A 14,894-nucleotide genomic window follows, 5' to 3' on the forward strand; every position below is an offset into this window, starting at 1 on the left:
AGGGTAATTTGGAAACAATTCATATTTTCCATACAAATGATTGGCATAGCCATTTCGCATACTGGCCAAGACAACAAGCTTACATTCAACAACAAAAGTTACAATATGAAGCTGAAGGGGATAGTGTTTTTTTATGTGATGTAGGCGACCATATGGACCGTTCTTCGATATTTACTGAGGCAACCTTAGGTAAAGGTAACGTCCAATTGTTAAATGAGGCAGGTTACGATGTTGTAACAATTGGCAATAATGAAGGTATTACCTTGAGTTACGAAGATTTAAGTACGTTGTATGAAGAGGCAAACTTTGATGTTGTAGTAGCTAACTTAACTGCTATAGCAGGTGTTACGCCACAATGGGTAAAGCCTTATGTTATAAAAGAAACAGCCAATGGGACAAAGATAGGCTTTATGGGTGCTACTGCTCCATTTGAAGCATTTTATAAAACTATGAATTGGGATGTCAGTGGGCCTAGAGAAAAAATTGTGCAATTAAGTTATTATTTACGTGACAAAGTAGACGTTTTACTTTTCTTATCTCATCTTGGCATTAATGAAGATGAAGCCATTGCAGAGATGTGCCCATTTATTGATGTGATTTTTGGTGCACACACCCACCATGTATTGCCACATGGTAAATGGGTCAATGATGTTTTACTGACAGGTGGAGGCATGTTCGGGCGTTACTTAGGAGAATTGACTTTACAGATTGATGATAACGGGCAACTACATAAAAAGACACGATTACACGAGAGTCAACAATTGCCAACTGTAGAGCGAGAAGCTATATTTACAGCTGATTTAACCGCTATTGGGGAAAGAAAGATGACCACGCCTCTCTTTGAAACAACGAGGTATTACAATAAAGAGTGGGACCATTATTCTAAATTATCAGATGCCTTTGCTAAAATTATTTTAGATACAACAAATGCAGACTGTGCCTTGTTTAACGCGGGGATCTTTTTAACGGACTTAAAAAAGGGCGCTGTTACAGCACTAGATTTACATCATATGTTACCACATCCTATTAATTTGTGTGTTGTAGAGTTAGAGGTTGAAGCGTTAAAAGAAGTATTAGCTACCCATGATGAATCGTGGCCAAGAATGGCTTTGAAAGGTTTAGGTTTTAGAGGCGTAGTATTGGGTAAGATGTTAACTTACGGCATGTCATTAGATGATAAACGCCAATTATATATTAATGGACAACTAGCAGAGCCCCATAAAAAATACCGATTGGTCACATTAGATATGTTTACTTTTGGCTATTTTTATCCACAATTTAAATATGCGAAAAAACACTATATTTTACCAGCTTTTTTAAGAGAGATTGTGGCACAGTACGGGCAGCAAAGAGATAGAGAAAATTCATAACGTAAGTGGGGGTTGCTATGCAGCTGATTTCAATAGCGGCAGTAAAAGAAGATATGGTACTTGGCAAGACGATTTGGAATGATGCAGGGCATCCATTGTTGCAAGAAGGTGCAACAATTACCAGTCGTATTATTCAACGTTTAGAACAGTTAAATATCCAATACATTTATGTAGATACTGCACTTTCTAAAGGGATTGAAATTGAAGAAACCGTATCCGTCAGCGTGAGGAATCGAGCAGTAAAAGATATTAAACAGTCATTTGACGTAGTAAGAAATTCACAAGGAAAAAATGTAGCCTTTGTGTTAGAGAAACAAGCGCAATTATTATGTTCGCAAATTGACGAACTTATTGCGATTTTATCAAGTAGTGAAGAGGCACTAACTGTACTGTCAGATGCTTTTTTATATGATGAATATATTTACCAACATTCCTTTCAAGTCGCCTTATATTCTTTAGCTATTGCACAAGAAATGCATTATAATGCGGAGGAAATGAAAATAATAGGCTTAGGTGCTTTATTGCATGACATTGGTAAAATAGCTGTGCCACATAGCATTTTACAAAAGCCAGGTAAACTAACAGATGATGAGTACGAGCAAATGAAAGAACATGCACGTTACGGCTTTGAATTATTACGCAATTTATACTCTGTGCCTTTATTAGTGGCCCATTGTGCTTTCCAACATCATGAACGTCTCGATGGCTCAGGTTATCCACGTGGCATCACAGAAAAGGATATTCATCCCTACGCAAAGATCGTAGCAGTAGCTGATGTGTTTGATGCGCTTTCTAGCAACCGTGTATACCGCAGTAAATTACTTCCAGTAGAGTGTTTAGCTATTATTGAAGAAGGTAGTGGCGTATCTTTTGATAAAAAAGTAGTAGAAGCTTTAAAGCGCTCTGTCGTACATTATCCAAATGGTACAATTGTGCGATTAAACGATGCGCGTGTTGGCATTGTAGTGCGTCAAAATACAACATTGCCTCTACGCCCTAATTTGCGTATTTTTGAAGAGCAAGGTGAGCGTTTAAAAGCAACGTATGAACTCAATTTATTGCAGGCACCACAAGTAAAGATTATGACGACAGAACCAGAATACATATTATAAGAAGTAACAGTTGTTGTGTAAAACGTAATGTGTTACATTGACAACAAATACATTTCATAGAATAGGGGCAGAGAAACGATGACATCTTGCAAGCCAACAAACAACAAAGAAGAACATTTGCGCAAGCCAGATTGGTTGAAAATTAAGCTAAATACAAATGATGAGTATAAAGGTTTAAAACGATTAATGCGTGAAAATAACTTACATACCGTTTGTGAGGAGGCGCGTTGTCCAAATATTCATGAGTGCTGGGGAGAGCGTCGTACAGCTACTATGATGATTCTAGGCTCTGTATGTACAAGAGCTTGCCGCTTTTGTGCCGTTAAAACAGGGCTGCCGACAGAGCTTGATTTACAAGAGCCAGAACGCGTAGCAGATTCTGTTAAAATTATGGATTTAAAACATGTGGTGATTACTATGGTTGCACGTGACGATTTAAAAGACGGTGGAGCGGGAGTACTTGCTGAAACTATTCGAGCAATAAGACGCAAAAGCCCTGCAACATCTGTAGAAGTTTTACCATCAGATTTAGGTGGTACAGATGAAAATATCGTGCAATTAATGGAAGCAAAACCAGACATTCTAAATCATAATATTGAGACGGTACGTCGCCTAACACCAAGGGTGCGTGCCAAAGCCAAATACGACCGCTCTTTAGAATTTTTACGTCGTGCTAAAGAATTACAGCCAGAGATTCCAACAAAATCGTCTTTAATGATTGGTCTAGGTGAAACAGAAGAAGAAATTATTGAGGTAATGGATGATTTACGCGCAAATGGTGTAGACATTATGACAATTGGTCAATACCTACAGCCTACTAAAAAACATTTACCTGTAAAAAAATATTACTCACCATTAGAGTTTGGAAAACTACGTAAAATCGCTATGCAAAAAGGATTTTCACATTGTGAGGCAGGCCCATTAGTGCGCAGTAGTTATCATGCGGATGAGCAAGTAAATGCAGCGACAAAAGAGCGTCAATTACAAGCCAAAAAGTAAGAGAGGTGAAGGACGCATTGGTAGCAATCGAAAAATACGAGTATGAAGTCATTGAAAATTATCGCGAAGCATTTGATCTTGAAGTAGTGCAAGAGCGTTATTCTGATATTTTAGCGAAGTACGATTATATTGTTGGTGATTGGGGTTACAATCAGTTACGTTTAAAAGGGTTTTACGAAGATCGTAATACTAAGGCAAGTTTTGATACGAAAATTAGCACAGTTGAAGATTATTTATATGAATATTGTAATTTTGGTTGTGCTTATTTTATTTTAAAGCGCGGTCAAAAAATAACAGATAAAAAAATAGAGACACCTATACCTACTGAGGAAACACCCATTAATGCTGAATAGACAAAACCCGACCAATTCATTTGGTCGGGTTTTTGTCTATTTATTTATTGATCTTCAATAATAATGTACGCCATTTTAATAGGACCATGTACGCCAACGACTAAGATCATTTCGATGTCAGCAGAGTTACTTGGGCCTGTAATGAAGTTTACGCATGACGCAACTTGCTCACCTCGCTCAATCATTGCGCTGATCGTAGTGGCAGCTTGTGTCATACGTGGTACGATTGTGCTTTTTGGGATAAGGATGATGGAGTTTTGGGGGAGAAAACTAATCGATCGGCCCTTATCTTTATCGCTAAACAATACAGCTGTACCTGATTCGGCAAGTGTCATTTCACTCACCATAATACCAACGTCCGCGCGTTCAGCGAAGGTGATATTATCCTGGCCACAACGCTCTTGCCATTGATGGGTAGCAACCTCTTGTTGCGGCCAGTGTTCGGTAATAAGTGGCAGGACGCCAAAGTCAGCAAAGCGTTGGTCTGTCGACGTAATGACAGAGGTAGCTTTATAGTCAGTCACGACTTGCTTTAGGGTAGCTACTAGGTCAGCAGTCGTTGTGGTAATTGCTTTTGTATGAATGTTTTTACATTGCTCTACTAAAGCATCAACGAGTTCCTCCTGCGTAGCATTTGCTAATACTTGGTGCTGTGGGCTAAACGAAAAATTACGCTCAGGGCGAGAAGTAGGTTGCGGTCGTCCGAGCTGTTTAGCGATTTTACTTAAAAATTCATTGCGATTTTCGATCATGATTACTTCTCTCCTTTCGAGCGGTTTTTCATCCAACCGCGGAAGCTTTCTTTGTTTGGCGCAGGGAAGTCACGTTCTTCTGTCCAAGCCTTGAGCGGACCTGGACCCTTTTTAATCGTGTCGCCCTTCGTAAATGGTGACATGAGCGGTGCCGCCATTTTATTTGCCATACCATAAAGTCCGCTTGACGCAGCACCAAAACCAAATGCTTTCATCATCACTTTTTCAGATATTGGTGCTTTGCCTTCATTTTCGACAATGACTTGACGGTGTTGATGTAATAGTTGGTGAAGCGGAATTTTTACAGGGCAAGCATCTGTACAAGCGCCACAAAGTGTTGAGGCATACGGTAATTCTTTATAATCTTCGTAGCCACCAAGCAGTGGTGAGAGTACAGCCCCAACAGGACCAGAGTAAATCGAGCCATAAGAGTGACCGCCAACATGGCGGTAAACAGGGCAAACATTTACACAAGCTGCACAGCGAATACATTGTAAAATCGATTGGAATTCGCCACCTAAAATATCAGAGCGCCCATTGTCTACAATAACTAAATGAAACTCTTCAGGGCCATCTACATCGCCCTCATCACGTGTGCCTGTTAGCGTAGTAATATAGCTTGTTAGCTTTTGCCCTACAGCACTGCGCGTTAATAAACTAACGAGTACTTCCATCTCTGCAAACGTTGGTACAATACGCTCCATGCCCATTACGGTAATTTGTGTTTTAGGTAATGCCGCAACTAAGTCAGCATTGCCCTCGTTTGTGACAAGTGTAATTGAGCCGCTCTCAGCAATCGCAAAGTTACATCCTGTAATGCCGATATCTGCAGTTAAATAATCTTGACGCAGTTGCTCACGCGCGTGAAGTGCTAGCTCCTCAGGTAATGAAGATTTTGTATAACCTTGTTTTTCTTTAAACACATCGCGGATTTGCTCTTTGTTTTTGTGTAGAGCAGGTACGACAATATGTGACGGTGGTTCATGGTCATCCACTTGTAAAATATATTCACCAAGGTCAGTTTCGATTACTTCACAGCCTACTGCTTCTAGTGCCGCATTCATATGAATTTCCTCTGTCACCATGGATTTTGATTTAACGATTTTTTTGGCATTTTTCTTTTTGGCTACATCTTGAATATAGCTTGCAGCTTGCTCTTTTGTTTCGGCAAAGTAAACATGCCCACCGCGCTTAGCCACGTTTTCGCTCAGCTCATATAAATAATAATCAAGGTTAGCCAACACATGTTGACGGATTTCCTCACCGTGTGAGCGCCAGTCTTCCCAGTTGCCTAACTCTTCAGCTGCGCCTAAGCGGCGTGTTTGAAAGCGTTGCTGTGCAGAAGAAACCGCCCCGCGCATAAAATCATCAGCGAGATTTTCTGTTACGCGCTCTTTAAATTGTTTATCACTCGTTTTCATCGACATTGTACGACCTCCTTAGCTATTATTTAATACTTCAGCGATATGCATAACTTTAATAGGCTTGCCCTCACGTGTAATACGTCCACCAATATTAATTAAACAACCTGCGTCTGCACCGATTAAATAATCAGCGCTTGTTTCTTCAACTGTACATACTTTTTCGTCTACCATTTGTCCTGAGATGTCACCCATCTTAACTGAAAACGTACCGCCAAAGCCGCAACAACGATCTTTGTCTGGCATTTCGATATACGTAAGTCCTTCAACAGCTTGCAACAACTGGAGCGGAGGATTTTTAACGCCAAGTAGACGCGTCATATGACAGGAGCTATGATACGTAGCAGTGCCGTCTAGTTTAGCGCCCACGTCTACAATGTTTAAAACATTTACAATAAAATCCGTTAGCTCATACGTTTTATCCGCGAGCGCCTGTGCCTTTGGATGCCAAACTGCATCGTCTTTAAATACGTGTGGGTACTCGGTAAACATATAAGCGCACGAGCCTGACGGCGAAACAACATACTCCGCATGCTCAAATGTGGTAATCATTTTCTTCATTGCTTTTTTTGTTTCTTCTACATAGCCGCTATTATAAGCCGGTTGCCCACAACAAATTTGTCCTTCAGGGAAATCAACCTCACAGCCAAGCTTCTCCAATAGCTCAACTGTTGCTTTACCGACATTGCCTTGAAACAGATCTACTAAGCAAGTAGCGAATAACGTTACTTTCATCACTGTCACTCCTTTTATCAAATCGACAGGTCATCAGATGACTTTGAAAACATCATACTACAAACCACAATCGAAAAGAAAGGAATTTTCAAAAAAATTCACATAGCGCGTGAAAAAATGTGTTTTTCGGCAAAAAAATAACCTGAAATAGCATCAGGTTATTTTTGTTCAATATGTTGAATAAGCGTAGCACGTACATTATCTAAGTGAAATCGCATAGCGTCTTCAGCTGCAGGCGCGTCTTGTGCAAGGATAGCAAGGTAAATATTTTTATGTTGTACAAATAGTTGCTCCGTCGTCGTTTTTTCAGAGTACAGCCAAATGCGTCGTGTTTCACGCATAATATCAATCATCGTTTCGGATACTTGCGCTAATAAATGCTCAAGCATAGGGTTTTGGGTAGCGCGAGCAATAGCGGAGTGAAAATTATAATCTGTGCTTTCACCTAACTCGTGGTCGCCATGTGTATATTGCATCTTTGTTAAAATATTTTCGAGCACAGTGAGGTCGTCAGCTGTGCGATTTTGTGCTGCCTTGCCTGCAATACCAATTTCTAAAATTTGGCGCATCTCAAGTAAATGTTCAATGTCTGTTTGATTCAATTGTGGTGCAAAGGGAAACAGTAAATCTTGCTTAGGAGGTTCAATAACAAATGTGCCAGAGCCTTGTTTGATTTCAATAAGCCCCATCGCTTTGATAGCGGCAAGTGCTTCACGTACAGCAGAGCGGCTTACTTGTAATTGCTCAGCTAATTGTTCCACAGAGTCTAAACGATCACCTGGCTGCAGTTTGCCAGAAGTAATAGATTCGAGTAAGACGTCTGCAACTTCCTCGTAAATTTTTTTGGTTTTAATTTTTTTATAAGCCAATTATGCCACCTCATTACATACTAATTCCTTTTATTATACAACATTATAGAATTTGAGAATTTTTAAAAAACATATTGAATGTTTAGAATTTAATAACTATAATCATATCATCTAATCATCTGATGACTTTTAAGGTGAGAAGAAAATGAAGGGGGAGAGAAGAATATGAGTTTCACGCAGAATTTCACAGCTGTTGGCGATAGTTTATGGTTATCAGCCTTAGTAGCCATTATCCCGATTTTGTATTTCTTTTGGGCATTAGCCATTAAAAAAATGAAGGGGTATGTAGCTGGCTTTACAACATTACTAGTGGCATTGGTATTAGCTGTATTTGCTTACCAGATGCCAGTAGCGACTGCATTAATGTCTGCTACACAAGGGGCAGTTTACGGTTTATTACCAATTGGTTGGATTATTGTAACATCGGTGTTTTTATATAATATCACCGTAAAAACAGGACAATTTAATATTATTCGTTCGTCGGTACTGTCCATTACAGAAGACCGACGCATTCAAGCATTACTCGTAGCGTTTTCATTTGGCGCATTTCTAGAAGGTGCAGCAGGATTTGGGGCTCCTGTAGCTATTTCAGCAGCTCTGTTAGTGGGGCTAGGTTTTAATCCGTTAACAGCAGCAGGACTTTGTTTGATTGCCAACACAGCACCTGTAGCTTTTGGTGCGATTGGTGTGCCAATTACAGCAATGGAGGGGCCTACAGGGATTGCAGCAATGGAGATTTCTAAAATGGTGGGACGTCAATTACCATTTTTAGCTGTATTTATCCCATTTATTTTAGTGATGATTATGGTAGGTTTTAAAAAGACATTAGAAGTGTTACCCGCTATTATTGTGTCAGGCGTATCATTTGCGATTACACAATTTTTAAGCTCAAACTTCTTAGGGCCTGAGTTACCAGACGTATTATCAGCATTAGTATCATTGTTTGCACTAGCATTATTTATGAAGGTATGGCAACCTAAAACAATTTATCGTTTTGCATCTGATGATGAGGTTGCAGCACAAGAAGAAAAATACAGTGCACGTAAGATTACATTAGCGTGGTCACCATTTATTGTCTTAACCGCATTTATCTCGTTATGGGGGATTCCAGTTATTAAAAAGGCGTTGATTGGTGTATACGAGGGCGATAACATCGTACTACAAGGTGTTAATGTATTAGGTAAGTGGTTAACATTTTATCCTGAGGTTCCCTTCTTGCATAATCTTGTCATTAACGGCGCAACAAATGAGCCAATTCCAGCGCTTTATAAGCTTGAAATTTTAGGCGCAGCAGGGACAGCGATTTTACTTGCGGCAATTGTAACGAAGTTTTTATTTAACGTAAAGTGGTCAATGTTCTTCCATATTTTTTCTAGTACAGTAAACGAGATCAAATATCCATTACTCACGATATGTTTTGTCGTAGGGTATTCATATGTCACAAATGCTGCTGGTATGATGACAACACTTGGTTTGGTGTTAGCTAAAACAGGTATGTTATTCCCGTTCTTTTCACCAGTGCTTGGTTGGCTTGGTGTATTTATTACAGGTTCAGATACTTCTGCCAACGTATTATTTGCAAAATTGCAACAGGTTACGGCAGGCTCAGTTGGTATGGACCCAGTGCTTGCCCTTGCAGCTAATTCATCTGGTGGTGTTACAGGTAAAATGATTTCGCCTCAATCCATTGCAGTCGCAGCAGCGGCAGTTGGCTTAGTAGGGCGTGAGTCAGAATTACTGCGTTTCACACTTAAGTACAGTTTATGGCTACTACTTGCGATTTGTATAATGACATTTTTACAAAGTAATGTACTATCATTCATGATTCCATAGGGGGTAAGGAAATGACAACGATTCAAAAGATTTTAGTCGCAAACCGAGGAGAGATTGCGATTCGCGTATTTCGTGCATGTACTGAGCTTAACATGCAAACGGTTGCAATTTATTCTAGTGAGGATAGTGGATCGTACCATCGTTATAAGGCAGATGAAGCCTATTTAGTTGGTAAAGGTAAAAAGCCTATTGATGCTTATTTAGATATCGAAGGAATTTTAGCGATTGCAAAGGAAGCGAATGTGGATGCGATTCACCCAGGTTACGGCTTTTTATCTGAAAACGTAGACTTTGCACGCCGTTGTGAAGAAGAAGGTATTGTTTTCATCGGACCAAAATCAGAACAACTTGATATGTTTGGAGATAAGGTGAAGGCACGTGAGCAAGCAATTGCAGCGGCTATCCCTGTTATCCCTGGTACAGACGGCCCTGTAGAGAGTTTACAAGAAGTACAAGATTTTGTAGATGCTAATGGCTTACCCGTGATGATTAAAGCATCACTCGGTGGTGGTGGTCGTGGTATGCGTATGGTACAAAAAATTGAAGACCTTGCCGCTTCGTATGAGCGTGCGAAGTCAGAGGCAAAGGCAGCGTTTGGCTCGGATGACGTATATGTTGAAAAATGTATCGTTGAACCAAAGCATATTGAAGTGCAAATTATTGGTGATGCATATGGCAATATTGTGCATTTATATGAGCGTGATTGCTCCATCCAACGTCGCCATCAAAAGGTTGTAGAGATTGCACCATCAAACTCTATTAGCAAAGAGTTGCGTCAGCGTATTTGTGATGCGGCTGTTAAGCTAATGAAAAATATTAATTATATTAATGCGGGTACTGTGGAGTTTTTAGTAGCAGGCGATGAATTTTACTTCATTGAGGTTAACCCAAGGATCCAAGTTGAACATACAATTACAGAAATGATTACAGGTATTGATATTGTGCACACGCAAATTAAAGTAGCCCAAGGTTATGCGTTGCATGGCAAAGAAATCAAGATGCCACAGCAACAAGATATACCGCTATTTGGCTTTGCGATTCAATCGCGTGTAACAACAGAAGATGCACAAAATGACTTTATGCCAGATACAGGTAAGCTAATGGTGTACCGTTCAAGCGGTGGCTTTGGTGTGCGTTTAGATGCGGGGAATGGCTTCCAAGGTGCTGTTGTAACCCCTCACTACGATTCATTACTTGTTAAAATTTCGACATGGGGCACAACATTTGAAGAAGCGGCGACGAAGATGGTACGTAACTTAAGTGAGTTCCGTATTCGCGGTGTTAAAACAAACATTCCGTTCCTTAGCAATGTTGTGGCGCATCAAAACTTCCTATCAGGCGAGTTTAATACAAGTTTTATTGATACAACACGAGAGTTATTTAATATCGAAAAGCGTAAAGACCGTGGTACGAAGTTATTAAATTACATCGGCAATGTTACCTTAAATGGCTTTCCAGGCATTGAAAAACGTAAAAAACCGATTTTAGATCATCCTGTTAAACCAAAAATTATAACCGACCTTAAACCATTTGGTACAAAACAGATTTTAGATGAGCAAGGTGCGGATGGTTTAGTAAATTGGATTAAGGCGCAAAGTGATGTGCTACTAACAGATACAACATTCCGTGATGCGCATCAATCCTTACTAGCGACGCGCGTGCGCTCGCAGGACTTATACCAAATTGCAGACGAAACAAGTCATTTACTGCACAACTTCTTCTCATTAGAAATGTGGGGCGGTGCAACGTTTGATGTATCTTACCGCTTCCTAAGTGAAGACCCTTGGGCGCGCTTAGAAAAGCTACGTAAGCAAATTCCAAACGTGTTATTCCAAATGTTGTTCCGTGGTAGTAACGCGGTAGGTTACTCCAACTACCCAAACAATGTAATCCGTGAATTTATTAAAGAGTCAGCGCAATCAGGTATTGATGTATTCCGTATTTTTGACTCATTAAACTGGGTTAAAGCGATGGAAGTTGCGATTGATGAAACAAGAGCACAAGGCAAAATTGCCGAAGCAACGATTTGCTATACAGGCGATATTTTAGACCCAAGCCGAACAAAATATACCATTGATTACTATAAAGACATGGCGCGTGAGCTTGAAAAAACAGGTGCACATATTTTAGCCATTAAAGATATGGCAGGCTTATTAAAGCCAGAAGCTGCTTACCGTTTAATTTCGGAGTTGAAAGAAGCAGTAGATTTACCAATCCATTTGCATACGCATGATACGAGTGGTAATGGTAACTTCCTTTATGCGCGTGCCATTGATGCAGGTGTAGATATTATTGATACAGCATTAGGCTCAATGGCAGGCTTAACTTCACAGCCAAGTGCTAACTCACTGTACTATGCGATGGCAGGTAATGAACGTAAGGTGCGCGCGGATATTGACGGGCTACAAAAGCTGTCTGCCTATTGGGGCGATGTGCGTAAGTATTACATTGACTTTGAGTCAGGTATGAATGCACCCCATGCAGATGTTTATAAGCATGAGATGCCAGGCGGTCAATACAGTAATTTACAACAACAAGCAAAAGCAGTAGGACTTGGCGGACGTTGGGATGAAGTGCAAGACATGTACGCTACAGTTAATCTAATGTTTGGTGATGTCGTTAAAGTAACACCGTCATCAAAAGTTGTAGGGGACATGGCATTATTTATGGTGCAAAATGATTTAACAGCACAAAATATTTATGAGCGCGGCGTTGCTATGGACTTCCCTGACTCAGTAATTGAGTTCTTCCAAGGTTATTTAGGGCAGCCACATGGTGGTTTTCCACAAAAACTACAAGCACTAATTTTAAAAGACCGTGAAGTGATTACAGATTTACCAGGTGATTTACTAGCGCCTGTTAATTTTGAACAACTTGCAGATGTATTAGATGAGCGTTTAGGACGCACACCAACGAATCAAGAGTTATTGGCGTACGCACTTTACCCTAAAGTATTTGAGCAATATACTAAAACATTTGATCAATACAGTGACCTTTCCGTTTTAGATACGCCAACCTTCCTTTATGGTTTACGTTTAGGTGAGGAGATTGAGGTTGAAATCGAAAAAGGTAAAACACTTATTATTAAATTAGTATCAGTAGGTGAGCCACAGCATGATGGTACGCGTGTGATGTACTTTGAATTAAACGGTCAATCACGTGAAATTATTATTCAAGATATGACGGTTGAATTGGATCATGTTGCAGCAGTTAAGGCTGACCCTGCTAATCCCAAACAAATTGGCGCGACTATGCCAGGTACCATGTTGAAAGTAGTTGTCTCCAAAGGCGCTAAAGTTAGCCGAGGCGACCATTTATTAATTACGGAGGCCATGAAGATGGAAACAACTGTACAAGCGCCGATGGATGGTATCGTGAAAGAAATTTATACAACAGCAGGTGACGCCATTTCAACAGGCGATTTATTAATAGAGCTAGCATAATAAAATCGCAGGCTATGCTATGAATGGAGTTTGATAGCGACAAACGTCAAGTAGACATACAAAAGATGCTGATAAATGAATAAGTGGTAAAGGGACGTGTATGTCTCTTTACCACTTGTTTAGTTCAAGTATTTTTATGCTAATAATTCTGTTAAATACTCACGTAGTTCAACTGTTTCCGCCTCTGTGCGGTTATATACTTGCTCTAAGTAGCCAGGCTCTTCTACATCATCTGGACCAATAATGGCAAAGCGTCCAAATTGAATATCTAGCACAAGCACTTTGCCAAAAAAGCGAGTGGATTGTAAAATAGCCAAATCATAGCGTTGTGTTTTACCAGCAAAGCTGACAAACCTCGTTTTTGTGTCTTCCAAATCATCATATAAGAAAAAACGTTCCATCGGTTTTATCCCCTTCCAAATATATAGATATGGTACTATAGAAGAGAATAGACAATCAACTTTTTAAGTTTGAAATGGAGGCATTATTGTGTATTTTGTAGATCGAACAAAAATTACGAAAACATTGCAGCATTTAGATGATTTATTAGCTATTTTTGAGCAACAAGATAATTGGCAAAAAGATGCTATTCATCAGTTAGCATTGGAGCGTATCGCCCATAATGCGATGGAAGCTATGATGGATGTGGGTAATTTAATGATTGATGGTTTTATTATGCGTGACCCAGGTAGTTATGAGGATATTATTGATATTTTATTAGATGAAAAAGTCATTACAAGTGAGATGGAGACACCATTGAAAGATGTAGTGGGGTTACGTAAAATGTTAGTGCGCGAGTTTACACATGTTGATAATGAACAAGTTATTCAAGTGATGACAAGTAGTTTACAGGCGATGCAACAATTTACACCAGCTGTTCAAAACTATTTAACGCATGAATTGGGCCCTGTGTCTGCCTTTTCACCAGAGGAAGCTTAATGATGTATAAAGCGTATTGTTTTGATTTAGATGGTACGGTATATACAGGAAAAGAGCCTATTGAAAGCGCTGTAACATTTATCCATCAATTACAAGCGCAAGGGATTGAACCTTTTTATATTACAAATAATGCATCCAAAACGGCAGAACAATTTCAACAAGCATTAGCTGCTATTCAGATACATGCACCTATTACCCATATTTATTCTAGTGCATTAGCAACGGGTAAATATATTGCCATGAATCATGCAGGTAAAACTGTGAGTATGATTGGCTCTGAGGGATTGCAAGATGCTTTAGCACGTGAGAATGTCCCAGTAGTAGAGGAAGGTGGCGACATTTTTGTCATAGGTATTGACCAAAATCTCAATTACCTTTCACTTGCAAAGGCGGCAGTAGCTATGCAAAATGGAGCTATTTTTGTTTCAACTAATCCTGATATTAAATTCCCTTCTGAATATGGTTTCTTACCAGGTAATGGTGCTTTTACAGAGCTTGTTAGCCAAGTTTCAGGTGTTAAGCCTTTGTATATAGGAAAGCCGTCACCCGTCATGTTGGCGATTATTCAAGAAGAACATGGCTTTGCTAAAGATGAGATGGTAATGGTTGGCGATAATTACGATACGGACATTTTGTGTGGTATTACTTTTGGCATTGATACGATTCATGTAAATACAGGTGTTACCTCTACAGCAGAAGCGAAATTAAAGCAACAACAAGCTACACATCATGTGCAAACATTAACAGATTTGATGCCTAAATAATAAAAGGGTTGTGTGAAAGTATTTATTTTCGCACAGCCCTTTTTGTTATTTACCATAGCGGATTTTCTTCAATAAATTGATAAATATTTTTCGTTAATTCTTCTGGCGTTGTAGCCTCTACGATTTCACCATTTACTAAAGCATAAAAAGCATTGTCACATTTTGTGCAATAACTTAAACAGCCATACTCTAATACATCTATATTAGGATCATTTTCTAAAATTTCAAATGTTTCTTGTGCGCCATTTGCCAAGTTGCTCACGCAAAACTCAACCATAGGATTCAAGTGCTGTCACCTCTTTCA

14 protein-coding genes are annotated in these 14,894 nt (G+C 39.6%); 8 read left to right on the top strand and 6 right to left on the bottom strand.

Annotation, left to right across the window (positions count from 1 at the left end; translation table 11 throughout):
* The first annotated feature begins 8 nt into the window (after positions 1-8).
* From IEW44_RS09365 to IEW44_RS09380, 4 genes are all read left to right on the top strand, one after another.
* Positions 9-1,370 (top strand): bifunctional metallophosphatase/5'-nucleotidase, encoded by a 1,362-nt coding sequence (locus IEW44_RS09365; protein WP_188614784.1) that lies wholly within the window; start codon positions 9-11, stop codon positions 1,368-1,370.
* Between the two features lie 17 nt (positions 1,371-1,387).
* The gene (locus IEW44_RS09370; RefSeq protein ID WP_188614785.1) at positions 1,388-2,482 is read left to right on the top strand and encodes an HD-GYP domain-containing protein; all 1,095 of its coding nucleotides are present in this window, start codon (positions 1,388-1,390) and stop codon (positions 2,480-2,482) included.
* A 78-nt stretch (positions 2,483-2,560) separates the two neighbouring features.
* Entirely contained in the window at positions 2,561-3,481 is a 921-nt protein-coding gene (gene lipA, locus IEW44_RS09375) for a lipoyl synthase (RefSeq protein ID WP_188614786.1), read from the top strand.
* A gap of 17 nt (positions 3,482-3,498) precedes the next feature.
* On the top strand, positions 3,499-3,834 hold the full coding sequence (locus tag IEW44_RS09380; RefSeq protein WP_188614787.1) for a YutD family protein: 336 nt from the start codon (positions 3,499-3,501) through the stop codon (positions 3,832-3,834).
* A 44-nt stretch (positions 3,835-3,878) separates the two neighbouring features.
* Here the strand turns inward: IEW44_RS09380 and IEW44_RS09385 are convergent, their stop codons facing one another.
* From IEW44_RS09385 to IEW44_RS09400, 4 genes are all read right to left on the bottom strand, one after another.
* On the bottom strand, positions 3,879-4,586 hold the full coding sequence (locus IEW44_RS09385) for a LutC/YkgG family protein (protein WP_188614788.1): 708 nt from the start codon (positions 4,584-4,586) through the stop codon (positions 3,879-3,881).
* 2 nt (positions 4,587-4,588) lie between these two features.
* The gene (locus tag IEW44_RS09390; protein ID WP_036143019.1) at positions 4,589-6,013 is read right to left on the bottom strand and encodes a LutB/LldF family L-lactate oxidation iron-sulfur protein; all 1,425 of its coding nucleotides are present in this window, start codon (positions 6,011-6,013) and stop codon (positions 4,589-4,591) included.
* 12 nt (positions 6,014-6,025) lie between these two features.
* Positions 6,026-6,742, bottom strand: a complete 717-nt coding sequence (gene lutA / locus IEW44_RS09395) for a lactate utilization iron-sulfur protein LutA (RefSeq protein WP_188614789.1) — start codon at positions 6,740-6,742, stop codon at positions 6,026-6,028.
* Positions 6,743-6,900: 158 nt separating this feature from the next.
* A complete protein-coding gene (locus IEW44_RS09400) occupies positions 6,901-7,611 on the bottom strand; it encodes a FadR/GntR family transcriptional regulator (RefSeq protein WP_188614790.1) in 711 nt (236 codons plus the stop codon).
* Positions 7,612-7,776: 165 nt separating this feature from the next.
* Between IEW44_RS09400 and IEW44_RS09405 the strand changes: the two genes are divergently transcribed.
* Together IEW44_RS09405 and pyc are read left to right on the top strand one after the other, a co-directional pair.
* Complete coding sequence (locus tag IEW44_RS09405; protein ID WP_188614791.1) at positions 7,777-9,444, top strand: L-lactate permease; 1,668 nt, start codon at positions 7,777-7,779, stop codon at positions 9,442-9,444.
* An 11-nt stretch (positions 9,445-9,455) separates the two neighbouring features.
* Positions 9,456-12,887, top strand: a complete 3,432-nt coding sequence (gene pyc / locus IEW44_RS09410) for a pyruvate carboxylase (RefSeq protein ID WP_188614792.1) — start codon at positions 9,456-9,458, stop codon at positions 12,885-12,887.
* Positions 12,888-13,021: 134 nt separating this feature from the next.
* Here the strand turns inward: pyc and IEW44_RS09415 are convergent, their stop codons facing one another.
* A complete protein-coding gene (locus IEW44_RS09415) occupies positions 13,022-13,288 on the bottom strand; it encodes a DUF3055 domain-containing protein (protein ID WP_188614793.1) in 267 nt (88 codons plus the stop codon).
* Positions 13,289-13,376: 88 nt separating this feature from the next.
* Here IEW44_RS09415 and hepT point away from each other — a divergent pair, with 88 nt between their 5' ends.
* Together hepT and IEW44_RS09425 are read left to right on the top strand one after the other, a co-directional pair.
* A complete protein-coding gene (gene hepT, locus IEW44_RS09420) occupies positions 13,377-13,826 on the top strand; it encodes a type VII toxin-antitoxin system HepT family RNase toxin (RefSeq protein WP_188614794.1) in 450 nt (149 codons plus the stop codon).
* 2 nt (positions 13,827-13,828) lie between these two features.
* Positions 13,829-14,590, top strand: coding sequence for a TIGR01457 family HAD-type hydrolase (locus IEW44_RS09425; RefSeq protein ID WP_229704208.1), 762 nt, complete (start codon positions 13,829-13,831; stop codon positions 14,588-14,590).
* A gap of 49 nt (positions 14,591-14,639) precedes the next feature.
* On the opposite strand, the gene IEW44_RS09430 is transcribed toward IEW44_RS09425, so the two are convergent.
* Positions 14,640-14,876 carry a YuzB family protein gene (locus tag IEW44_RS09430; protein WP_188614796.1) on the bottom strand — a complete coding sequence of 79 codons (237 nt, stop codon included), beginning with the start codon at positions 14,874-14,876 and terminating at the stop codon, positions 14,640-14,642.
* Positions 14,877-14,894: the final 18 nt, after the last annotated feature.

The sequence above is a fragment of the Lysinibacillus alkalisoli genome (assembly GCF_014643595.1).
Lineage (GTDB): Bacteria > Bacillota > Bacilli > Bacillales_A > Planococcaceae > Metalysinibacillus > Metalysinibacillus alkalisoli.